Annotated in this window: 19 protein-coding genes, 1 tRNA gene and 2 pseudogenes; 13 read left to right on the plus strand and 9 right to left on the minus strand. The window is 40.3% G+C overall.

The window, feature by feature from the left end; genetic code table 11:
• A pseudogene (locus FTV09_RS18095) lies at positions 1-141 on the minus strand (hypothetical protein); the annotation flags it as partial.
• Positions 142-153: 12 nt separating this feature from the next.
• Positions 154-1,122 (minus strand): annotated as a pseudogene (locus tag FTV09_RS11295) (MBL fold metallo-hydrolase); the annotation flags it as partial.
• A gap of 261 nt (positions 1,123-1,383) precedes the next feature.
• Here FTV09_RS11295 and FTV09_RS11300 point away from each other — a divergent pair.
• Positions 1,384-1,758 (plus strand): diacylglycerol kinase, encoded by a 375-nt coding sequence (locus FTV09_RS11300; protein WP_067764182.1) that lies wholly within the window; start codon positions 1,384-1,386, stop codon positions 1,756-1,758.
• Positions 1,759-1,897: 139 nt separating this feature from the next.
• Here the strand turns inward: FTV09_RS11300 and FTV09_RS11305 are convergent, their stop codons facing one another.
• The gene (locus tag FTV09_RS11305; protein WP_067764185.1) at positions 1,898-3,502 is read right to left on the minus strand and encodes an isocitrate lyase; all 1,605 of its coding nucleotides are present in this window, start codon (positions 3,500-3,502) and stop codon (positions 1,898-1,900) included.
• 681 nt (positions 3,503-4,183) lie between these two features.
• On the opposite strand from FTV09_RS11305, the gene FTV09_RS11310 reads away from it, so the two are divergent.
• From FTV09_RS11310 to FTV09_RS11325, 4 genes are all read left to right on the plus strand, one after another.
• Positions 4,184-5,176 carry a LysR family transcriptional regulator gene (locus FTV09_RS11310; protein ID WP_067764188.1) on the plus strand — a complete coding sequence of 331 codons (993 nt, stop codon included), beginning with the start codon at positions 4,184-4,186 and terminating at the stop codon, positions 5,174-5,176.
• A gap of 129 nt (positions 5,177-5,305) precedes the next feature.
• Positions 5,306-6,634 carry a hemolysin family protein gene (locus FTV09_RS11315; RefSeq protein WP_067764190.1) on the plus strand — a complete coding sequence of 443 codons (1,329 nt, stop codon included), beginning with the start codon at positions 5,306-5,308 and terminating at the stop codon, positions 6,632-6,634.
• 106 nt (positions 6,635-6,740) lie between these two features.
• A complete protein-coding gene (locus FTV09_RS11320; RefSeq protein WP_245668220.1) occupies positions 6,741-6,968 on the plus strand; it encodes a hypothetical protein in 228 nt (75 codons plus the stop codon).
• 244 nt (positions 6,969-7,212) lie between these two features.
• The gene (locus FTV09_RS11325; RefSeq protein WP_067764193.1) at positions 7,213-8,553 is read left to right on the plus strand and encodes a CitMHS family transporter; all 1,341 of its coding nucleotides are present in this window, start codon (positions 7,213-7,215) and stop codon (positions 8,551-8,553) included.
• 45 nt (positions 8,554-8,598) lie between these two features.
• On the opposite strand, the gene FTV09_RS11330 is transcribed toward FTV09_RS11325, so the two are convergent.
• Entirely contained in the window at positions 8,599-9,105 is a 507-nt protein-coding gene (locus FTV09_RS11330) for a hypothetical protein (RefSeq protein WP_067764196.1), read from the minus strand.
• 194 nt (positions 9,106-9,299) lie between these two features.
• Here FTV09_RS11330 and FTV09_RS11335 point away from each other — a divergent pair, with 194 nt between their 5' ends.
• The 3 genes from FTV09_RS11335 (at position 9,300) to FTV09_RS11345 (ending at position 11,058) form a co-directional block, all read left to right on the plus strand.
• Positions 9,300-10,034, plus strand: coding sequence for a hypothetical protein (locus FTV09_RS11335; protein WP_180058366.1), 735 nt, complete (start codon positions 9,300-9,302; stop codon positions 10,032-10,034).
• Positions 10,035-10,204: 170 nt separating this feature from the next.
• A tRNA-Leu gene (locus tag FTV09_RS11340) sits at positions 10,205-10,290 on the plus strand.
• Positions 10,291-10,377: 87 nt separating this feature from the next.
• Positions 10,378-11,058, plus strand: coding sequence for a hypothetical protein (locus FTV09_RS11345; RefSeq protein WP_180058367.1), 681 nt, complete (start codon positions 10,378-10,380; stop codon positions 11,056-11,058).
• Positions 11,059-11,119: 61 nt separating this feature from the next.
• Here the strand turns inward: FTV09_RS11345 and FTV09_RS11350 are convergent, their stop codons facing one another.
• From FTV09_RS11350 to rlmE, 4 genes are all read right to left on the minus strand, one after another.
• Positions 11,120-11,434, minus strand: a complete 315-nt coding sequence (locus FTV09_RS11350) for a DUF5713 family protein (RefSeq protein WP_067764205.1) — start codon at positions 11,432-11,434, stop codon at positions 11,120-11,122.
• A gap of 159 nt (positions 11,435-11,593) precedes the next feature.
• The gene (gene folP, locus FTV09_RS11355; protein WP_180080992.1) at positions 11,594-12,445 is read right to left on the minus strand and encodes a dihydropteroate synthase; all 852 of its coding nucleotides are present in this window, start codon (positions 12,443-12,445) and stop codon (positions 11,594-11,596) included.
• Positions 12,446-12,578: 133 nt separating this feature from the next.
• On the minus strand, positions 12,579-14,477 hold the full coding sequence (ftsH, locus tag FTV09_RS11360; protein WP_067764989.1) for an ATP-dependent zinc metalloprotease FtsH: 1,899 nt from the start codon (positions 14,475-14,477) through the stop codon (positions 12,579-12,581).
• Positions 14,478-14,613: 136 nt separating this feature from the next.
• A complete protein-coding gene (rlmE, locus tag FTV09_RS11365; protein WP_067764210.1) occupies positions 14,614-15,264 on the minus strand; it encodes a 23S rRNA (uridine(2552)-2'-O)-methyltransferase RlmE in 651 nt (216 codons plus the stop codon).
• A 195-nt stretch (positions 15,265-15,459) separates the two neighbouring features.
• On the opposite strand from rlmE, the gene yhbY reads away from it, so the two are divergent.
• Entirely contained in the window at positions 15,460-15,783 is a 324-nt protein-coding gene (yhbY, locus tag FTV09_RS11370; RefSeq protein WP_067764212.1) for a ribosome assembly RNA-binding protein YhbY, read from the plus strand.
• Positions 15,784-15,791: 8 nt separating this feature from the next.
• Positions 15,792-16,331: a DOMON-like domain-containing protein gene (locus FTV09_RS11375; protein WP_067764221.1), complete on the plus strand. Its 540-nt coding sequence runs from the start codon at positions 15,792-15,794 to the stop codon at positions 16,329-16,331.
• A gap of 197 nt (positions 16,332-16,528) precedes the next feature.
• Here FTV09_RS11375 and FTV09_RS11380 read toward each other — a convergent pair whose 3' ends face one another.
• Positions 16,529-17,014 carry a hypothetical protein gene (locus FTV09_RS11380; RefSeq protein ID WP_067764224.1) on the minus strand — a complete coding sequence of 162 codons (486 nt, stop codon included), beginning with the start codon at positions 17,012-17,014 and terminating at the stop codon, positions 16,529-16,531.
• Between the two features lie 310 nt (positions 17,015-17,324).
• On the opposite strand from FTV09_RS11380, the gene carA reads away from it, so the two are divergent.
• From carA to greA, 3 genes are all read left to right on the plus strand, one after another.
• The gene (gene carA / locus FTV09_RS11385) at positions 17,325-18,467 is read left to right on the plus strand and encodes a glutamine-hydrolyzing carbamoyl-phosphate synthase small subunit (RefSeq protein WP_067764227.1); all 1,143 of its coding nucleotides are present in this window, start codon (positions 17,325-17,327) and stop codon (positions 18,465-18,467) included.
• A gap of 13 nt (positions 18,468-18,480) precedes the next feature.
• Positions 18,481-21,711, plus strand: a complete 3,231-nt coding sequence (gene carB / locus FTV09_RS11390; RefSeq protein WP_180058368.1) for a carbamoyl-phosphate synthase large subunit — start codon at positions 18,481-18,483, stop codon at positions 21,709-21,711.
• Positions 21,712-21,817: 106 nt separating this feature from the next.
• On the plus strand, positions 21,818-22,294 hold the full coding sequence (gene greA, locus FTV09_RS11395) for a transcription elongation factor GreA (protein WP_067764232.1): 477 nt from the start codon (positions 21,818-21,820) through the stop codon (positions 22,292-22,294).
• The last annotated feature ends 305 nt before the right edge of the window (positions 22,295-22,599 follow it).

Raw genomic sequence — 22,599 nt, forward strand, 5'->3', positions numbered from 1 at the left:
AGATGTCGGAGCTGTCGGAGCTGTCGGAGCTGTCGGAGCTGTCGGAGCTGTCGGAGCTGTCGGAGCTGTCGGAGCTGTCGGAGCTGTCGGAGCTGTCGGAGCTGTCGGAGCTGTCGGAGCTGTCGGAGCTGTCGGAGCTGTCGGAGCTAAATTTAGCGGGTTCCAACGGAACTGACCACCATTGATTTCACTTATTTTACCAATACCCGGAAATGGTAAATGTGCAAATGCAACAACGGTTTGCTCTTGAGCGAAACGTTTAAAAACTGCTAAACGTGTTTCACTGGCTTTAACCGGATCGACATCAAAATCGACTGATAACTTGGGTTGTTCAAACTGTAAATGATAGGAATGAACCACATCGCCGAGTATGGCAAAACTTTTAGCTTGCGATTTTAAGATAAAAGAATAATGCCCCGGTGTATGTCCCACACTCGGTAGTACTTCTAATCCATTAATCACAGAACCAACACTAAAAGTCTTAAAACTCCGCATGGTTTGATAAGGCGCAATCGCAGCTTTAATTTTCGCAACGGTTGCTAAATAACCGTCACGTTTTTCCGCAGCTAAAGTGTTGACGGTGCTTTCACTTAACCAATACTGACTTTCTTGTTCATTGACGTAGATCGTTGCATTCGGAAACACGGCCTTACCTTGTTTCGCAATACCACATACATGATCAGGATGTAAATGAGTTAAGAATACACTTCGTACACGATTAAGCTTATAGCCGGCAGCTTCAATATTTTGTGCAATAGAACCTAAGTTCGGACCAAAACAACTTGCTGCACCACTATCGACAAGACTGATACCACCTTGTCCATCATCAAGCAGATAGGCATTGACACTGGTTTGTATGCCTTTACTCTGATCAACCGCAAGCTTTTGAAATAAAGCACTGACTTCTTCTGGAGTTAAATTTTGTTTAAACAAATCAGGACTTAATTCGAGTGTCCCATCTTTTAAAGCAATGACTTTATATGCGCCCACTTGGAAAGGATAAAATCCCATGGGCTGTGTCACATTTGATCTGATTTCCGTTTGACTAACTGTCGGCTCTGCACTGACAAACTGACTGGTTAAAAGTGTTGCTGCAAGCACAGCAAAACTAAAGTTTTTCATTGTTGACCTATATCACTTTTATTATTTCATGCAATGAAGCAAAGGCTTCAAAATTAAAAAATTTAAACGCCTATATTGTGCCTGAAATTCAGGCAGATTTTAAGTCTAATACAGAATAAACATAGTACTAACTTGATACAGGCTTATGTGGATCGCCCTAAACTTTTAAGCCCAATAAAATAAAAGCTGAATGCAAGAAAACTTTAAGCTTGGCGTGCTATATTTTCGCCAGTTTTTAAATCTATACGTCTGTACAGTGCTATGAGTGAAATTTCCCCGTTTAAAGGTAAATCTGGACTTAAACGAATTTTAAATGCAACGCAATATTCCCTCGACGGATTCAAAGCTGCTTATCAAAATGAAGCTGCATTTCGACAAATTGTCTGGATGAATATTATACTTATTCCCACCAGTTGTTTTCTCGATGTGAGTCGTGTTGAACATGCCCTTATGGTGGTGGTGTGTTTATTTGCCTTGATTGTTGAGTTATTTAACTCTGCCATTGAAGCCGTTGTCGACCGCGTATCTTTAGACAAGCATCCACTTTCTAAAATTGCCAAAGATATGGGAAGTGCTGCTCAATTCGTCGCTTTAGCAATTATCTTTTTTACTTGGTTAATTATCCTGTTGCCTTAAATAAAAGCTGTCTCACTCTATTTGCAGGGTTATACCCTGCTTTGTTATATCGATGCGCTTCAATAAATGGATTTAAGACGATTTTAAAGCCATAAAAAAACCCAGCTTTCGCTGGGCTTTTTTCGAATCAGTTCAGTGCTTAGTGAGCAGCGAATTGGTTCATTGTGTTTTTAGCATCATCGTGCGCTTTAAGAGCGTTGTCACCAGAGAAAATTTCTTTGTGATCATCACCGATATCAGAACCAGCCATTGCTTGGTGTTTAACACAAGAGATCGTACCGCGGATTTCTTTACGTTGAACGCCAGCTACATAAGCAAGCATACCTTGGTCGCCGAAGTAACCTTGAGCAAGCTCGTGAGTAGAAAGAGCAGCTGTGTGGTAAGTCGGAAGTGTGATCAAGTGATGGAATACACCCGCTTCACGAGAAGCATCAGCTTGGAATGTACGTACTTTTTCGTCAGCATCAGCAGCTAATTCAGTTGCATCGTACTCAGCACTCATTAGTTTAGCGCGGTCGTAAGCAGAAACGTCTTTACCTTCAGCAACCCAACGGTCATATGCTTGTTGACGGAAGTTTAAAGTCCAGTTGAATGAAGGCGAGTTATTGTAAACAAGCTTAGCATTTGGAACTGTTTCTTTAACACGGTTAACCATGTGAGCAATTTCTTCAACGTTTGGAGTCGCAGTTTCGATCCAAAGAAGGTCAGCACCGTTTTGTAGGCTAGTTACACAGTCAAGTACAACGCGGTCGATTTGAGTGCCTTCACGGAACTGGTATAGACCAGAAGCAAGACGTTTAGGACGGTGAAGTTTACCATCACGCTTGATCAGGATTTCGTCTTCTTGAGCTTCTGAAATGTCGATTTCAGTTGTGTCTAAGTAGCTGATGTATTGAGAAGCGATGTCGCCTGGCTCTTTAACCACTGGGATTTTTTGAGTCAAGTCAGCGCCTTCAGAGTCAGTACGTGCAACGATGATACCGTCATCAAGACCCATTTCTAGGAATGCATAGCGAAGAGCGTGGATTTTCGCGATGAAGTCTTCGTGTGGAACTGTTACTTTACCAGCTTGGTGACCACATTGTTTCGCGTCAGAAACCTGGTTTTCGATTTGTAGTGCACAAGCACCCGCTTCGATCATTTTCTTAGCAAGAAGGTAAGTCGCTTCTTCGTTACCGAAACCAGCGTCGATGTCCGCAATAATTGGCACAACGTGAGTTTGGAAGTTGTCGATTTGTGAAGTGATTTCAGCTGCTTTAGCAGTGTCGCCCGCTTCTTGTGCTTTTTTAAGGGCACGGAACAAGTCGTTTAATTCTTTCGCGTCAGCTTGACGTAAGAAAGTGTAGATTTCTTCGATCAATGCAGGAACAGAAGTTTTTTCGTGCATTGATTGGTCAGGAAGTGGACCGAATTCTGAACGAAGCGCTGCAACCATCCAACCTGAAAGGTAGATATAGCGACGTTCAGTTGTACCGAAATATTTTTTGTTCGCAATCATTTTTTGTTGTGCGATGAAACCGTGCCAGCAACCTAATGATTGAGTGTATTTGCTTGAGTCAGCATCATATGCTGCCATATCACGACGCATAATCGCAGCTGTGTATTTAGCAATGTCTAAACCAGTTTTGAAACGGTTTTGAATTTGCATACGTGCAGCATCTTCAGGACTGATGTCTGCCCAAGTATTGCCGAATTTTGCTTTTAATTCGCGGATTGCATCAATCGCTGTTTGGTATGTAGTCATGATATGTTCCTGTAATAATATTAGGATTTTTCTTCAACGAACGCTAAAATCATACCCTCTAATGATTGTTCAGATTTAGAACATTTCGTTGCGATAGACACAGATTAGAGTGACTAAAAAAATTAATCCAATATTCTGGGTTAATTTTCAGTATTTATTTAAAAAATATGTAGATTAAAGTCGTATTATAATAAATAACCAATCACAATAAGTATTTGTTTTTTATTTTAATTTTTTGATATTTTTTAAAAATTAAATGAATCTTTTTTAAACAATCTGTTGGATTTTTATTCATTAGACTTAAGTCGACCGAGGCTTTTTATTCTGAAAATACAGCATTTTTTACGCCATTTTTTTATATTTTTGCCTTACTCGTTGTATTTATATTTTTTAAGAGAATCTTATTTTTCACATTAATATTCACACTAAATATTAAAACCAACTTATTGCGTACACGCTTTTAATTTTTTGTCAGACCCCGTTTTGTCCGCAAAAATTTGATGCTTTGCTAATAAAAATGTTTGAACTCTTTTTTCGCGTTTTTTTGACATTAAATGACTTCTAAATATTGATATTCATGCACAAAAGTACACGCGATTTTTTCATCCAATTTCTACACAAGCCTTAGGAGTTATGGCATAATCAGAAAAATTTCTTAATTTTATTGTCGGTATTTATTTTATGAATCTGGAGCGGGTCGACCTCAATCTATTAATATATCTTGATGTACTTCTTCGTGAAAAAAATGTAACCCGTGCGGCTGAGCAATTAGGTGTGACTCAACCAGCGATGAGTAACATTTTACGTCGTCTGCGCAATTTATTTAATGATCCTCTACTGATTCGCTCTTCTGAAGGTATGACTCCAACAGAACGTGCTCTCGAACTCCAACCGCGTATTCGTGATGCATTGTCTGACCTTTCGATGATTTTGGAACCCCGTACCGAGTTCCGTCCTTACACCTCAAATCGTGTCTTCCGTATTATGACTTCGGACTATGCCGAAGCAACACTGGTTCCTCGCCTCGTTAAAGCTTTGCGTTCAGAAGCACCGAATGTTGTTCTGGATTTCTTAACACCAAGTGATGTGTCTTATCGTGACATGGAGCAAGGCAAAGTTGATCTTGCCATTAACCGTTTTAACGAGATCCCGCAAAGTTTTCATCAGGTTTTGGTTTGGCGCGATAGTTTTTCGTGTCTTCTCAATGCAAAACACCCTGCTGCAAATAATCTGAATTTAAAAAGCTATTTAGATGCACAGCATATTTGGGTGTCTAAAACGGGTATGGGCGTTGGCTTTGGTGTCAACCCAGAAAAACAAGCCGGCCTCGGTTGGATTGATCAAGCTTTAGAACGTATCGGGCAAAAACGTAAAATTTCAGTTTTTACTCGTCATTACCAAATGCCTGGGCTTCTGGCTTCTAATGTCGACTTGGTTGCAACACTGCCTTCACGTATTGCTCGTCTACAAGCAAAAAGTCAAAACCTACTGCTAAAAGATCCTCCTTTTTATATTCCAGAATTTGAATTGAAAATGGCATGGTGCCCACTTCTACACCATCATCCTGCACACCGTTGGTTACGCCAACTGATTCTTTATGTTGCACGTCAGATGATCGAAGAAGAAAACCGTGAATATTTGATGAATAACTCTCAGTTTTCTCAATATCAATAAGTAATTCTTTAAATCCTTATTTTTTCAAGCGTATACTGTCAATATACGGGTAGTAGTTAAGACTACTACCCAACCCATTTTTGTGTTAGAAATACAGAAAAATAGAATGAATCACAAACAGGTGTATTCGTGAGCCTTTTCCAAAATATTGTCATTATTATTCTCCTGATCATTGGAGCTGGATTTCTATCCCTTACAGAAATTGCCTTAGCCGGTGCGCGTAAAGTCAAGCTTAAGATTCTTGCCGAGTCAGGTGATGCACGCGCACAGCGCGTTTTAGACCTACAAGCCAACTCCGCAGATTTCTTTGCAGCCTCGCAAATTGGCTTAAATGCTGTAGCAATTCTTGGTGGTATTTTAGGTGAAGGTGCTTTTCGTCCATACTTCCTTGCTTTAGTGAATCGCTTCTATCAAGGCCCTTGGGCTGAAACCATTGGCTTTACCCTTTCATTCACCTTAGTTACTTCTCTATTTATTCTATTTGCTGATCTGATGCCAAAACGCTTGGCAATGATTGCACCTGAAAAAATTGCAGTGTCGGTGATTGACCCGATTCAAATTTTTATTAAAGTTTGTAAGCCTATGGCTTGGGTTATTAACGCCATTGCGAACTTGCTCTTCCGTTTATTTAAAGTCAACACCACACGTGATGACAACATTACTTTTGATGACATTTCCGCTGTCATGGATGCTGGTGCACAAGCGGGTGTTTTACAAAAGCAAGAGCACCACTTCATTGAGAACGTATTTGAACTTGAGGAACGTAATGTTCCATCTAGTATGACCACACGTGAAAATGTGGTTTACTTTACTTTAAAAGAGTCTGAAGCCAGTATTCGCCAAAAGCTTGCTGAATTTCCTTATTCTAAATTTTTAGTATGTAGTGAAAACATTGATGACGTAATTGGATATGTCGACTCGAAAGATATTTTGGTTCGTATCCTTAACAATCAATCTTTACTTCAACTCAATGAAAATACCATTCGAAATGTTTTAACCATTCCCGACACACTCACTTTGTCTGAATTGCTTGACCGCTTTCGCTCAACCAAAGAAAAATTTGCTGTGGTCATCAACGAATATGCCCTTGTCGTTGGTGTAATCACACTTTCAGACATTATGATTACGGTAATGGGTGACTGGGTCACTCCAATTGAAGCAGAGCAACAAATTATTAAACGTGATGCTAATTCATGGTTAATTGATGGCAGCACGCCGATTGAAGACCTGAAACACGCACTGGGTTTAGATGAAATGCCTGATGAAGAGAACTATGAAACTCTCGCAGGTTTTATGATGTACAAACTACGTAAAATTCCACGACCAGCAGACTTTGTGAGTTTTAATGGTTACAAATTTGAAGTGGTTGATGTTGATCATTTTAAAATTGATCAGCTATTGGTTACGCGCCTTCAAGAGACACTAAACGACACCATTCCTGAAGAAGAATCAGATTGATCTGATTCTTCTTTTTATCATCTAATAATTATAATAATTGGATCAAAAGAGGGGAATATCACTACGCGCCTTACTCACTTGTCTAAGTTTCTATACAGGTGCTTACTTGGTTTATTACTTTTTTAGCAACACTCAGCAAGCTTTATTTCTCATTATTGGTGTTGCTCTGATTATTTTAACTTGGTTTTTGACGCCCTATCCGCATGAACGAGGTCGCCAAGGTTATACCGATACGATGACTTTTGGATTGTTCTTCTATAATCCACTCATATTTTGGTATCGTTTTTTTAGTTGGCCGATTCGCATATTGTTGGCACTTTGGGCATCAAATTAAGCCCATGAACATCAATGATCACCCCCAGCAATGTAGCAAAATGTAAAATCATGCAGATTTTATAAAGTAGATAATTAAAAAGTCATTTTGCAGGTGTTACTAAGTATTTTATTTTTAAAAAACATTTTTTAGCTAAATAGTGACCAATTTCACATTTTATTGGCTTTGTTTTGTCCTTTTTTTATACCCGCTAAGCTCTGTCACTCTTTACATGCTCGCAATATAAAATTCAAAGGAATGAACCATGCTTACCATACTTGGTCTAGGCATGATTATGTGCTTTATGTATCTAATCATGTCCAGAAAAATGAGCCCACTTGTTGCGCTCACCTTAATCCCATTACTGTTTGCTCTAATTGCATGGTTACTTGGTTATTATTTTGAAAGTTTGGCACATATACAAATAAACCAAATCGGCGAAATGATGATTGAAGGTGTAAAAAAATTAGCACCTACAGGCATTATGCTTTTGTTCGCGATTTTATATTTTGCCATCATGATCGATACTGGACTATTCGATCCATCTGTTAAATTTATTTTACGCTTAGTTAAAGGCGATCCGCTTAAAGTCGTCCTTGGCACGATTACGCTCACTCTGATTGTTTCACTCGATGGCGATGGCTCTACAACTTATATGATCTGCGTTGCAGCGATGTTACCGCTGTATAAACGTTTGGGCATGAGCCCTTTAATTATGGCCTGTCTCATTATGCTTTCTAGCGGCATTATGAACCTTACACCTTGGGGCGGCCCAACTGCCCGTGCTGCCAGTGCCTTACATGTTGATCCTAGTGATGTATTTGTTCCCATGGTTTTGCCCATGCTCTTTGCAATTGCGTGGCTCTATTTCTTAGGTTTCATGTACGGTCGTATGGAACGTAAACGCTTAGGCATTATTCAGCTAGATGTCAGCCATGGCGATAGCATTCAAATTTCTGAAAATCCTGAAGCCAACCGTGCGCATTTACGCTGGTTTAATGCATTACTCACGCTGTTATTAATGGTCGGCTTAGTACTCGGTATTCTACCTATGCCAATTTTATTCATGGTGGCGCTATGTATTGCACTTGTTGTGAATTATCGCAGTATCGACATGCAAAAGAGCCTGATTGCTCATCATGCCGGTAGTGCATTAAACGTCGTCGGGATTATTTTTGCAGCAGGTATTTTTACAGGCATTTTAGCTGGTACGGGTATGGTAGATGCCATGTCTAAAGAATTAGTTGCGATTATTCCAGCCAGTATGGGACCTTACTTAGCACCAATCACGGCAGTGATCAGTATGCCTTTGACCTTTTTCATGTCAAATGATGCTTTTTATTTTGGCGTCTTACCTATTCTTTCAGAAGCCGCTGCTCATTATGGTATTGAACCCGTTGAAATGGCACGCGCTTCTATTGTCGGCCAGCCTGTGCACTTACTTTCACCATTAGTTCCATCGACCTATTTACTCTGTGGGCTTGCTGGTATTGAATTTGGACAACATCAAAAATTCGCGATTATTTGGGCTGTAATTACTTGTATGGTAATGCTACTTGCCGCACTTGTCTTTGGAATGTTCCCATTTTACTCCACACTCAATTAACCTAATTTTTGCCAATAAAAAAGCGCCAACTGGCGCTTTTTTTAATTAATGCTTACTAATTAAAGCATCCAGTACTGCTTGATAATGGATGGCAATATCTTCTTCTAAAATTTTGTAGACATTATCAAACTGCACCATTGGCCAGCCTTCTTTCCAAAACGGGAAAATGTTATGCAAATCATGGGTAACTGTCGCATCTTCACGTGTAATCGCTTGCGCTACTTGTGACAGCACTTGTGCAGTCTCAGCACCATCAATATCTAAGTAATCAATACCACGTACTTTTAGAATGCGGATACGGTCTTTTTTATAACGAATTTTTTTACTTTGTGCTTCATTTAGATTTAAAGCTAAAGTCACTGCTTCAACAAATTTTGCCTCAAAAGCAACATTTAGACAGACCAATGCTTGTTTATGCGCTTCCTGACGACCTGCTTTACCACCATTACGAATGACAACATTTGCTTCAGTATTTAATTCATCAGATTTCATAGACTGAAGAATGTCTAAAATTTCGATATCACTCAGTGTTGCAGGAGATTGATCAGTCATAAACTGCCTTTTCAAATAAAAAATAATTCGGTTTATATTTTCGCATAAAAGTGTATTTAAAACTGCTTATTCAATTATAGAATTATTCGTTTGCTGTTTAATGATCAGATATACAACACTATTTTTTATTTTTTTATGCCATTTTTAAAGAAATCATCTATATTAGTTTCACGCTTTAATACCAATGTCACCACATGACTCAGAATAAACAGGCTGTTCTTTTTCTCCAACAACTGAAACTGCAATACCCCGCTGCCTTTAAACGAAATTACCTGCTTTATAGTATGTTAAAAACCCAAGGGATTTTAGATGAGCTTAAGGAGCTCTTACCTTGGATCATTGCAGCCATGATCTTTGTTTCATTGAGCATGAGTATTCATCAGGCCATTCAGTATTATTTTCCGAGTATGAGTGACTTTCGCTCAAATAGTATTGCTGTGCTGAGCATTATGCTGTTTTTTATGTTGGCCGTACCGGTTGTCATTAAGCAGATCAAACACAGTTCAATATCGCTATATAAAAGCCTAAAAAATACGCCGTTTAAGCTTGCCGTAGTGATTTTGCTGCAACTGTTAAATATCGCATTTTTACAAAGCCAGTTTGTGCAATCTGTGCTTTTCTTTTTTGCAATCAGCTTTGGTTTTGTTCGCTTTTATAAGGAAAACCTATTTAAAGGTGAAAGTAGCAGCGAACAATACTATGTATTACAAGAGACTCGCCGTATTTGTTATTGGTCTTACAAACAAATGCTTAAAGCTCAATTTAAATTAAAATTATGTACAGCATCTGGTACTAAACAAATTCAGCTTAAAGAAGAGTTTACTAAATTTCAGACTTTGCACATTCAAATGCTGCATCATGAAAACCAACTATGCAAAAAGCTTAAGCACAAAAATGTGGAAAATTACTTAGATGAATTAATGAAATAAAAACCAACTCATTTTGCGCATGTACAGGCATCATAAAATGAGAAATAAGGTAGGTATTTTCAAAAAAAATAGTATTTTTTCGACATATGCACATGAATTGATTGAAATTAAAACAAATACAACTAAATACGCTTGCCAAGTTTAAATCTGTCCTCTATTATTGCGCACATGCCCGAGTGGTGAAATCGGTAGACACAGGGGATTTAAAATCCCCCGCCCACAAAGCGTGCCAGTTCGAGTCTGGCCTCGGGCACCATTTTAATACTTCTTAAAATGGTGCAATAAAAGATCCAGCATTATGCTGGTTTTTTTATGCCTAAATTATTCTTATAAAATTTGTTCCATGCCTGAATCATCTAAATTCGATCTTCCCTCGTTACAACTCAAGCATCCTGAAGCATTTTTTCAACGCCTCCTCTTTAGTCATAACAAAATTGTAGGCTTAAGCTCATCAGTACCTGTTTTTCTTTCTTGCCTTCTATTTTTTGTTTTTTTTATTTTCTGCATTCAATTAATGGGTCATTTTGCCCAAACATTCATTAATTTCACAACCAATACAGCGCTATTTAATATAGGTCTACTCTGTGTAGTGCCTTTTATTTTTATATATGTGGCATATGCGCATTTTCAGGCAACCTATAGTGCAAAATGCCAGATCCATGTCTTGCAAGTGCAGCTTTATTTATTACTGATAACAATGCTTTTACTTGGATTTAACTTTAACTACTTTCATTCAGATTTCATTAATATTTTTTGCTTCAGCTGTATTAGCTTGAGTACGTTTGGGTTGGTGCTATCTGAGCCCTTTTTTAAATCTAATTGTAGCGCTATAGATCGCGTAAAGTTACAAAAGCTGAGACAACTTGCGTATTGGGCATACAAAGAATCTAAAAGAATTCGAAAAGGAGAAAATCAAGATGTACAGGACTATTTTTACCAACTTCATATACAGGCAATGCAACAAGAACAAAAACTTTGCCAACAGATTCGTTTTAAATCAATTCGCGAATATTTAGACTCATAGTATTGTCTTAATAAATCCCACTAAAAAGCCCCGTTAAAGGCGGGGCTTTTTAGTACAGACTTTACCATTCGCGATTGGCAACTAACTCTTCCATTTCAATATCCATATAATCTGCATCTTGCAAAACCATCATCATGGCTTCAGCAATATAATCTGCGGCAGTATCATCCAATGATGAATCCAAATCTTCAAATTGTGGCTTCATCTTGTTTAATTGCGCTACAGTTTCATTTGCAAAATGGTAGATATCAGTTGCAGATAAATCAGTTTTCGACACCTTCTTCGCAAATTGGTCGACCAATAATTTTACTTCCGCCACCAATACATCTGGATAATATTCATCATCAAACATAGGCAGCAGTAAATCTGCAAACATACCAAAACTCTAAACTAAATATTTAAGCTCGCCTGTATAACACAAACGCTACAATTAAGCCAAATAGCATCGAAAAAAACCGTCAAATTTAGAAATTACCAATCACGTAAACATTCAAATTGCATCACATCATCTTGTTAATCTAAAACACCCAATAATTTAAGCCGACTGCATGGCCTGCCAAACTTTAATAGCCTCAACTGTGGCTTTTACATCATGTGCACGCACCATACTCGCTCCCTGTTGAATACTTATCAGATGCCCTGCAACCGAACCTACAGCGCGATGCTGTGCATCTGCCCCACCTAAAGCTTCACCAATAAAACGCTTACGTGAGAGCGCGGAGAGCATTGGATAGCCCATTGTCATAAGCTGATGTAAATTTTGTAATAGCTGTAAATTTTGTTGTGCATTTTTAGCGAAGCCAAAGCCTGGATCAATCATAATATTGTGTGATTTCACCCCTGCAGCTAAAGCATCATCAATTCGCTGCTTAAGTTCATTCATCACATCTTTTGTCACGTCATCATACTGATCGAGATTATTCATGGTCGTCGGCTCACCACGCATATGCATGATAATGACGGGTAAATTCAATGCTGCTGCTGTTTCAAGTGCTTGTGGCTTAGTCAGTGCTCTCACATCATTCCAAATATGAGCACCGGCTTTTACCGCTGCTTTGATGACCTCAGGTTGTGAAGTATCTATTGAAATCACAACATTCAATTTCGCTAATGCTTCAACAACTGGTACGACTCGGCGGATTTCTTCTTCCACTTCAACCACTGAAGCACCTGGGCGAGTTGACTCTCCCCCAACATCAATGACTGTCGCGCCATCTTCAATCATTTGAATCGCATGTGCGATGGCTTGCTCTTTAGCATTATGATGCCCACCATCGCTAAATGAATCAGGTGTGACGTTTAGGATGCCCATAACGTGCGGTTTAGATAAATCTAATTGTAAATTCCCACACGTTAAAATTTGATTTGGCAGTGTCACTAATTTCATATCAATTTATCCTAAACATCATGCAGCATTACACTGTGTTATTTTACCCTTAACCACACATCATTGCCTGCAAATGCACTTCATGCAGTAGTTAAAGGCATAAAAAAACCACCCGAAGGTGGTTTTATACATCTTAAACCTTAGGTAAAGATGGCAATGGTGGCGGAACTTCTGGACCATCTGTAGGTGTTACATCAATCACTGGATTCTCAGCGATGTACACTTTCGGTGGTTGTGGTTCACGACCTTCCATAATGTCACGGATTTGATCACGATCAATGGTTTCCCATTCAAGTAATGCTTTCACCATGGCATGCGCAATATCCTTGTTATTTTCAAGAATGTCACGTGCTACACGATATTGTTCATCTAAAATGCGGCGAACTTCACGATCAACCTCGAGTTGAGTTGCTTCAGAAATCGTACGACTTCCCAAACCACCCATAAATGATTGCTGTGAGTCATCCTCGTAAACCATCACACCCATTTTGTCTGACATACCGTACTTAGTGACCATAGCTCGTGCCATTTTGGTTGCACGTTCAAAGTCATTCGAAGCACCTGTCGACATTTGGTTAATGAACACTTCTTCAGCAATACGACCACCGAACAAGATTGAGAGTTCATTCAACATTTTGTCTTTGTAATGGCTAGTTTGGTCGTGTTCAGGCAACTGCCAAGTCACACCCAATGCCCAACCACGCGGCATAATTGTTACTTTATGCACTGGGTCAGTACCCGGCAAGATTTCAGCAACAATCGCATGGCCTGCTTCATGGTAAGCTGTTGCACGACGCTCTTCTTCACGAATCACCATAGATTTGCGTTCAGGGCCCATGTACAGTTTGTCTTTAGCATCTTCAAAGTCATGCATATCGACGGTATTCTTGTTACGACGTGCAGCAAACAACGCAGCTTCGTTCACAAGGTTAGCCAATTGTGCACCTGAGAAGCCCGGTGTACCACGTGCCAAAACTTTCACGTCTACACCAGTCACTGAAGGTAATTTTTTCAAATGTACATTCAGAATTTGCTCACGACCTTTAATGTCTGGTAAAGACACCATCACTTGACGGTCAAAACGACCTGGACGAAGTAATGCTTTATCGAGTACGTCAGCACGGTTCGTTGCAGCAATAACGATAATACCTTCGTTACCCTCAAAACCATCCATTTCAACCAACATTTGGTTCAATGTCTGTTCGCGTTCGTCATTACCACCACCAGTACCCGAACCACGATGACGACCGACTGCATCAATCTCATCGATAAAAATGATACATGGCGCATGGCGTTTCGCTTGTTCGAACATATCACGGACACGGGACGCACCCACACCCACGAACATTTCAACGAAGTCAGAACCCGAAATACTAAAGAACGGTACTTTCGCTTCACCAGCAATTGCTTTCGCTAGTAAAGTTTTGCCTGTACCTGGAGGGCCAACCATCAACACGCCTTTCGGAATGCTTGCACCTAAACGCTTAAACTTAGATGGATCTTTTAAGAAGTCGACAATTTCTACAACTTCTTGCTTCGCTTCATCACAGCCTGCAACATCAGTAAATGTCACTTTAATTTGATCTTCAGAAAGCATTTTTGCTTTTGACTTACCAAAGCTCATTGGGCCGTTCTTACCACCAGCTCCACCACCCATGTTGCGCATAAAGAACATGAATAACAGAATGATTAAAAGAACAGGGAAACTTGCAATCAGAAGTTGCATCAAAATACTTTGACGCTGTGGCGCTGTACCTTCAACAACAACATTGTTTTTGATAAGGTTCGGCATTAGTTCAGGATCTTGAACCGCAGGACGGATACTTTCAAACTCTGAACCGTTTGATTTTTCGCCACGAATTCTTTCGCCATCAATGGTGACTTGTTTAATCTGACCCGCATTTACGGCTGCCACGAACTCAGAATAGTTCATCGCGGTCGGTTGATTGCGGTCACTGACGTTGCTGAAGATTAGCACCAGCACGCCTAGGATAACCAGCCACAACACGGCATTCTTAAAAAGATCGCTCAAAGCTTTATTCCCATTTCTATCTAATTCGATCATTCCCACCCAAGTGGGTGACTCTAATATTTACGCTGCAGAGTAGCTTCGCAATAATTTAAAAACGTACAAAATGCACAATTTTTAACGCCTTGGCAAGTAAACTTTACTTGATTAGCTTCTTACGCCCTTGCCCAATCAAAAACACTTCTTTTGAACGAGCACGAGATGCCGCGGGTTTCGCTGTTTTTAACACATCAAATGTATCAACAACTTGCTTACGGTATTCGTCAAATCCAATTCCTTGGAACACTTTCACAACAAACTGCCCTTTGGGTCCTAGAACCTTCTGTGCAAAGTCAATTGCTAATTCACAAAGATAAATTTGACGCGGTTGATCTACAGCCTTATTACCTGATGTATTGGGGGCCATATCTGAAATTACAACGTCTACTTGACGTCCATCTAAAATATTTAACAATTTATCGAATACTTCTTGTTCACGAAAGTCACCTTGCAGGAAGGTTACATCCGGTAAAGCATCCATAGGTAAAATATCAGAAGCAATCACGAGACCTTTGTCGCCAACTAGCTTACCTGCTATCTGAGACCAACTCCCAGGGGCAGCACCCAAGTCGACAACTGTCATACCAGGCTTAATAATTTTATACTTTTCCTGCATTTCGAGTAGTTTATAAGCGGCACGCGCACGATATCCTTCCTTTTGCGCTTTTTTCACAAAGGGATCGTCAAGATGCTCGCGCATCCAATCACGACTGCTTTTGGATAATTTTTGGTTGGTAATGCGTGTAGCCATAACTCTCTAAATAAAAAAAACTTCTCATTCTTGATTGTACGTGAAATTCCACCCTTTTGCAGTATACATCTGTATCTAAAAACACGCTAAATCGGTGTTTTTTTCAATAATAGTCATCGATAAAATGCTGATTATTTAAAGCGCTTCAACTTTGATTTTGCTATACTAGGTCGTTTTTAAAATTAGGTTATATTTATGGCGGCTTTATCTATTCAAGAACGTAAACGCTTACGTCAAATTGGTCACACGCTTAACCCAGTGGTTATGGTAGGTGATAAAGGTTTATCTGAAAGCGTTGTTGAAGAATTAAACCGTGCGTTAAACGACCATGAACTGATCAAAGTAAAAGTCGTTGCAGAAGACCGTGAAGCACGCGCTGCAATGATTACTGAAATCGCATCAGTTTCTGAATCAGAAGTTGTTCAAACTATTGGTAAAATTGCATTGCTTTACAAAAAAGCGCCAAAGCAAAATGCAAAATTATCAAATCTTGTTCGTTTCGCTCACTTATCTAACTAAGTTATCGCATGGCAAGTTTCGAACTCAGCGCATTTGATCGTCGTTTTCAGGCTATCTCCCTCGTTGGTGCGATCGAACAACAAAGCCCATATACATTAAATGTGGGTTTTTGGATTCGTGATCCGAACCAATTGATTCAATGGCCAGAAATGGTATCTGCCCATCCTAGAGCTGATTATCTATGGGAGCAGACCTGTCTTGAAGTTTTCATTGGTGTTCGTGATGAAGACTTCTATCGTGAAATCAACCTCTCCCCTTCACAAGCTTGGCAGGCATACCAGTTTGAAGAATATCGCTATCCAGAAGACATGCCGCCACAAGCTGCTTACGATATTGAACTGAATCAGTTAAAACGGACGCACTATGGCTTAAATGTCAGTCTTGATCTGACAGAATTCATGCTGAAGTACAAACTTAAATGGGAAGACCTATATCTAGGTTTAACCGCAGTATTACAAACCCCCGAGGGTGCGCAATACTATGCCATGCAGCACAGTAGCCCTAATGCAGACTTTCACAATAAACGTGATTGGTTGCATCAGTTCTAAATTGTGAAAAAAAGCAAAAGGTTTTCCTTTTGCTTTTTTATTGCTTGTAAATCGCTTCAAGTACAGCCATATCTACTGATTCGAAACTATCGCCAACAGTTATTCCGTTTAATCCGTATAGCCGATCTACACATGTTAAATAGACCATCCTATATGCTACTTTCAGACTTCATCAATATTCAGTCCTGAATTAAATCTTAGCTTTTTAAATCTGTAGTTTTGTCATTTACGTCTGCTTTAACTGGTACGACTTTTTTCCACGCTTCCAAAGTATGTTCTTTTGAACGTTTAAATGTTTCCGTTAAATGTTCTTTATGTTTACCCGAAATTTGAGTGACATCTTCTTTCAATTCTTTACCTAATTTTGAAAGGTCTTCAATCACGGTATTTAATTCAGTTTTTACAAACTCTTTAAGCTCGCCAAAATCTTTTTGAGAAGATCCAAATTGTGATTTCAACTGATCTAACTTTTGCAACAAATCTTGCTTAAGTTGGCGTAGCTGATCCTGCACACTGGCATTCAGCTGTTTTGCTTCAGCTTCAATTTTACTCGTACTCTCTGTGACCGCTTCAGTCGCCTGAACAGAGGCTTCTTTGGCAACTTGTTCCAATTTTTCTGCACCCTCTGCTACGACTTCTTTTAGGGAGGATTTAGCCGCTGCTTGTTTTTGTTGTGTAGCCATGACTGTGTACCTTTAGTTATTAGATGAAATAACTACATTAGCCGAATTGATAAATTTTAATTTATGATTTGTCAGACAATAATTAATTGCTTACATTTTTTATGTATTTCCTTAAAACCAAACTTTCACTCGAAATACAACCCCTATATCTCACATATTCACGATTTTTAGAATGGACTTCACGCTCCATCATGCGTATAATGCAGTGTTAAGTTCAAGCGAGCAGACATAGGGAGGGTAGGTTTTTAAATAGCCTTCCTTTTTTTTCGTCTTCTCGCTTTTTTACAGCCTAAATTTCAGGAGCTTTGGTTTGAGCACCCCAGCAATTTTAGCCCTTGCCGACGGAACTATCTTTAAAGGTACTTCTATTGGCGCATCGGGTAGTACGACTGGTGAAGTCGTTTTTAATACAGCAATGACTGGCTATCAAGAAATTTTGACTGACCCTAGTTATGCACAACAACTTGTGACACTAACTTACCCACATATCGGTAACACAGGTTGTAATGATGAAGACGCTGAGTCAGGTCGAATTCATAAAGTATGGGCTAACGGATTGATCATTCGTGACCTACCTTTATTGCATAGCAACTTCCGTGCTGAGCAATCACTTGGTGATTACCTTGAACAACACAATGTTGTTGCTATTGCAGACATCGATACACGTAAATTAACGCGTATTCTGCGAGCAAAAGGTGCACAAAATGGTTGTATCCTTGCTGGCGAAAACATTACAGAAGAAGAAGCTTTAGCTAAAGCACGCGCTTTTGGTGGTTTAAATGGTTTAGACCTTGCAAAAGAATGCTGTGACCCTGAAGGCTTTGAATGGACTGAAGGTTCTTGGACATTAGGTAAAGGTTTCTCTCAGCCTGAAGCTAAATTCCATGTTATTGCATACGATTACGGTGTCAAAACCAACATCTTACGTATGCTCGCAGACCGCGGTTGTAAATTGACTGTCGTGCCTGCGCAAACTCCTGCTGCTGACGTACTTGCATTGAATCCAGATGGCGTGTTTTTATCGAACGGCCCCGGCGATCCAGCTGCATGTGACTACGCAATTGAAGCTGTAAAAACAATTGTAGAAGATGCTCGTAACGTACCTGTATTTGGTATTTGCTTGGGTCACCAAATTCTTGCACTTGCTTCAGGTGCTAAAACTGTGAAAATGCCTCACGGCCACCACGGTGCCAACCACCCTGTGCAAAACATGGAAACTGGTATTGTGATGATTACTTCGCAAAACCATGGCTTCGCAGTCGATGCAGAAACATTACCTGCAAACTTGAAAGCTACGCACAAATCACTGTTCGACCAAACCCTACAAGGTATTCACCGTACAGATAAACCTGCGTTCAGTTTCCAAGGTCACCCCGAAGCAAGCCCTGGTCCACATGACTGCGCACCATTGTTCGATCATTTCATCGAACTTATCGAAGCATCTAAGAAGTAATTAAGGAAGCATCATGGCTAAACGTACAGACATTAAAAGCATCTTAATTATTGGTGCTGGTCCGATTGTCATCGGTCAAGCATGTGAGTTTGACTACTCAGGTGCTCAAGCATGTAAAGCCCTTCGTGAAGAAGGCTACCGTGTTATTTTGGTAAACTCTAACCCAGCAACCATTATGACTGACCCTGCTATGGCAGACGCAACTTACATTGAGCCGATCACTTGGCAAACTGTAGCTGCAATCATTGAGAAAGAACGTCCAGATGCAGTTCTTCCTACAATGGGTGGTCAAACAGCATTGAACTGTGCCCTTGCACTCGATGCCAACGGTATTTTAGAAAAATACAATGTTGAATTGATTGGCGCGACGAAAGAAGCGATCGAAAAAGCGGAAGACCGTAAACTTTTCGATATCGCAATGCGTAAAATCGGTTTGGAATGCCCTCGCGCTGACGTTGCAGAAAGCATGGAACACGCACTTGAAATTCAAGCGCGTTTCGGCTTCCCTGTAATTATCCGTCCATCATTCACCATGGGTGGTTCAGGTGGTGGTATCGCGTACAACCGTGAAGAGTTCATTGAAATCTGTGAACGCGGTTTCGATCTTTCTCCAACCAAACAATTATTGATCGATGAATCTTTAATTGGTTGGAAAGAGTACGAAATGGAAGTTGTTCGTGACAAAAACGACAACTGTATCATTGTATGTACCATTGAAAACTTTGACCCAATGGGCGTACACACTGGTGACTCAATCACTGTTGCTCCTGCGCAAACATTGACAGACAAAGAATTCCAACTTCTACGTAATGCATCTTTAGCTGTACTTCGTGAAATTGGTGTTGAAACTGGCGGTTCTAACGTTCAGTTCGGTATTAACCCGAAAGACGGCCGTATGGTTGTAATCGAGATGAACCCACGTGTTTCTCGTTCATCTGCACTTGCGTCTAAAGCAACGGGTTTCCCAATTGCAAAAATCGCGGCGAAATTGGCTGTAGGTTATACCCTTGATGAGTTGAAAAACGACATCACTGGCGGTACAACCCCTGCATCTTTCGAACCAGCAATTGACTATGTTGTAACAAAGATTCCTCGTTTCAACTTCGAGAAATTCCCGCAAGCGGACGCAACTTTGACGACTCAGATGAAATCTGTCGGTGAGGTAATGGCAATTGGCCGTAACTTCCAAGAGTCTGTGTCTAAAGCGCTTCGTGGTCTTGAAGTTGGCGCATGTGGTTTTGATGAAAAAATCGCAGTGGGTACTGAAGGCGCACGTGAAAAAATTCTCGTTGAATTGAAAGTTCCAGGTCCAGAGCGTATTTGGTACGTGGGCGATGCATTCCGTCACGGTTTCACTTTAGACGAAGTATTTGCTGCGACTAACATCGACCGCTGGTTCCTGATCCAGATCGAAGACATCATCAAAACTGAAAACCAGATCAAAACTTTAGGTTTTGGTGATTTGAATGCGGACAACATCCGTTCGTTCAAACGCAAAGGTTTATCAGATCTTCGCATTGCGGACTTGATGGGCATTTCACAAAAACAATTCCGTAAACACCGTTGGAACTTGGGCGTAACTCCAGTTTACAAACGTGTAGATACATGTGCTGCAGAATTCGAATCTGATACAGCTTACATGTACTCTACTTACGATGAAGAATGTGAAGCGAATCCATCTAACCGTGACAAAATCATGGTGATCGGTGGTGGTCCTAACCGTATTGGTCAAGGTATCGAATTCGATTACTGCTGTGTACACGCTGCCCTTGCTATGCGTGATGACGGCTATGAAACAATCATGGTGAACTGTAACCCTGAAACTGTTTCTACAGATTACGACACATCTGATCGTTTGTACTTCGAACCAATCACTTTGGAAGATGTACTTGAAATCGTGCGTATCGAGAAGCCTAAAGGCATTATCGTTCAGTACGGCGGTCAAACTCCGCTTAAATTGGCTCGTGCTTTAGAAGAAGCTGGTGCACCAATTATCGGTACATCTCCAGACGCGATTGACCGTGCGGAAGACCGTGAACGTTTCCAACAAATGATTCAACGTCTGCAACTTCGTCAACCAAACAACAGCATTGTTAAATCTGCTGAAGAAGGTATGGCTGAAGCGGCAAAAGTTGGTTATCCACTCGTTGTACGTCCATCTTACGTACTTGGTGGTCGTGCAATGGAAATCGTGTACAACGATGACGAATTGAAACGCTACCTACGTGACGCGGTTCAAGCATCTAACGAAGCGCCAGTTCTACTTGACCATTTCCTTGACGACGCGATTGAAGTTGACGTGGACTGCGTATCTGACGGTAAAGACGTTGTGATTGGCGGTATCATGCAGCACATCGAACAAGCTGGTATTCACTCAGGTGACTCAGCATGTTCTATTCCTCCTTACTCTTTATCTCAAGAAGTACAGGACGAAATGCGTCGTCAAACGATCGCTATGGCAAAAGAGCTTGGCGTAATTGGTTTAATGAACGTTCAGTTTGCGGTTAAAGGTACTGACGTATACATCTTAGAAGTGAACCCACGTGCATCACGTACTGTGCCATTCGTTTCTAAATGTATCGGTGAGTCTTTAGCAAAAGTCGCTGCACGTTGTATGGCAGGTCAATCTCTTGTGTCACAAGGTTTCACTTCAGAGATTATTCCTGAACACTTCTCTGTAAAAGAAGCTGTGTTCCCATTCAACAAATTCCCTGGTGTTGACCCAATTCTTGGCCCTGAGATGAAATCTACTGGCGAAGTAATGGGTGTTGGTAAAACATTTGGTGAAGCATTCTATAAAGCTGTGTTAGGCTCGAATGATCGTTTACCAGGTCTACCAACTGAAGGCGAAGTAAAACATGCATTCTTATCTGTTCGTCATTCTGACAAGCCACGTGCTGTTGGTATCGCGAAACAGTTGACAGATCTTGGCTTCAAAGTTATCGCGACTGGCGGTACTTATGATGTAATTAAAGAAGCTGGTATTGAATGTGAACGTGTGAACAAAGTGACTGAAGGTCGTCCTAATATCGTCGATCGCTTGAAAAATGGCGAAGTTCACCTCATTATCAATACAACTGAAGGCAAACAGGCTCAAGAAGATTCATTCTCGATCCGTCGCTCTGCACTACAAGGTAAAGTGTATTACACAACTACCCTTAACGGTGCTGATGCAGTATGCCAAGCTTTAGCAATTAAATTGCCAATGGATGTATATCGTCTACAAGACCTTACCAAAGGTTAATTAGCTTCCAAGAAGTCCCGTCACCTTCTTGGTGGCGGGCTTTTTTCATTTGTAAATCAGTGTTTTTCTGATTTTTTCTTTTTTTAAACAAACATGAGGGACAACAATGCAACGTTATCCTATGACTCCCGAAGGCAAAATTGCCCTAGAGAAAGAATTACAGCAACTTAAAAGTGTTGATCGTCCACGTATTACTGCAGCAATTGCTGAAGCACGTGAACATGGGGATTTGAAAGAAAACGCGGAATACCATGCTGCGCGTGAGCAACAAGGTTTCTGTGAAGGCCGTATCCAAGATATCGAAGGTAAATTGGGTGCTTGCCAAGTCATTGATGTTAAAGACTTAGAGCAAAATGGTCGTGTGGTTTTCGGTGTGACTGTAACGATTGAAAACTTAGATACTGAAGAACAAAAAACTTACAAAATCGTAGGTGATGACGAAGCAGACTTTAAGATCAACAAGATCTCTGTGAACTCTCCAATTGCGCGTGGTCTTTTGGGTAAAAACGAAGGCGACGACGTGAAAATCATCACACCACAAGGTGAAGTTGAGTACGAAGTTTCTAAAGTTGAATATCTTTAATTCATTAAGATAAGCAATTTTAAGCCCCTCTTTTGAGGGGTTTTTTATTGTTCTATGTTTTTCGCTTAGGTCATGCATGCTATCGAGTGACCAAAATGTACGTTCAGCAACATTGACATACTCCCACCACTTTCGACTAGCTCAAGTGGAGGATTCTAAAAGCAAAAGCTCTTAGGCAACTTCCTCACGGATTTCACTTGCTTTCTGCTTCACAAGGCGACCTTTACCGCATCCACCCTCCACAGACAAAACGGTGTGTCCCACCGCCAAAATATTGCGAGAAGCATTTATATCCGCATTCTCGC

The sequence above is a fragment of the Acinetobacter sp. YH12227 genome (genome assembly GCF_013417785.1).
Taxonomy (GTDB): Bacteria; Pseudomonadota; Gammaproteobacteria; order Pseudomonadales; family Moraxellaceae; genus Acinetobacter; species Acinetobacter gandensis.

Coding starts and splice junctions, on each gene's coding strand:
- FTV09_RS11300 (WP_067764182.1), top strand. CDS start 1,384: ATGAGTGAAATTTCCCCGTTTAAAGGTAAATCTGGACTTAAACGAATT.
- FTV09_RS11305 (WP_067764185.1), bottom strand. CDS start 3,502: ATGACTACATACCAAACAGCGATTGATGCAATCCGCGAATTAAAAGCA.
- FTV09_RS11310 (WP_067764188.1), top strand. CDS start 4,184: ATGAATCTGGAGCGGGTCGACCTCAATCTATTAATATATCTTGATGTA.
- FTV09_RS11325 (WP_067764193.1), top strand. CDS start 7,213: ATGCTTACCATACTTGGTCTAGGCATGATTATGTGCTTTATGTATCTA.
- FTV09_RS11330 (WP_067764196.1), bottom strand. CDS start 9,105: ATGACTGATCAATCTCCTGCAACACTGAGTGATATCGAAATTTTAGAC.
- FTV09_RS11335 (WP_180058366.1), top strand. CDS start 9,300: ATGACTCAGAATAAACAGGCTGTTCTTTTTCTCCAACAACTGAAACTG.
- FTV09_RS11345 (WP_180058367.1), top strand. CDS start 10,378: ATGCCTGAATCATCTAAATTCGATCTTCCCTCGTTACAACTCAAGCAT.
- FTV09_RS11350 (WP_067764205.1), bottom strand. CDS start 11,434: ATGTTTGCAGATTTACTGCTGCCTATGTTTGATGATGAATATTATCCA.
- folP (WP_180080992.1), bottom strand. CDS start 12,445: ATGAAATTAGTGACACTGCCAAATCAAATTTTAACGTGTGGGAATTTA.
- rlmE (WP_067764210.1), bottom strand. CDS start 15,264: ATGGCTACACGCATTACCAACCAAAAATTATCCAAAAGCAGTCGTGAT.
- yhbY (WP_067764212.1), top strand. CDS start 15,460: ATGGCGGCTTTATCTATTCAAGAACGTAAACGCTTACGTCAAATTGGT.
- FTV09_RS11375 (WP_067764221.1), top strand. CDS start 15,792: ATGGCAAGTTTCGAACTCAGCGCATTTGATCGTCGTTTTCAGGCTATC.
- FTV09_RS11380 (WP_067764224.1), bottom strand. CDS start 17,014: ATGGCTACACAACAAAAACAAGCAGCGGCTAAATCCTCCCTAAAAGAA.
- carB (WP_180058368.1), top strand. CDS start 18,481: ATGGCTAAACGTACAGACATTAAAAGCATCTTAATTATTGGTGCTGGT.
- greA (WP_067764232.1), top strand. CDS start 21,818: ATGCAACGTTATCCTATGACTCCCGAAGGCAAAATTGCCCTAGAGAAA.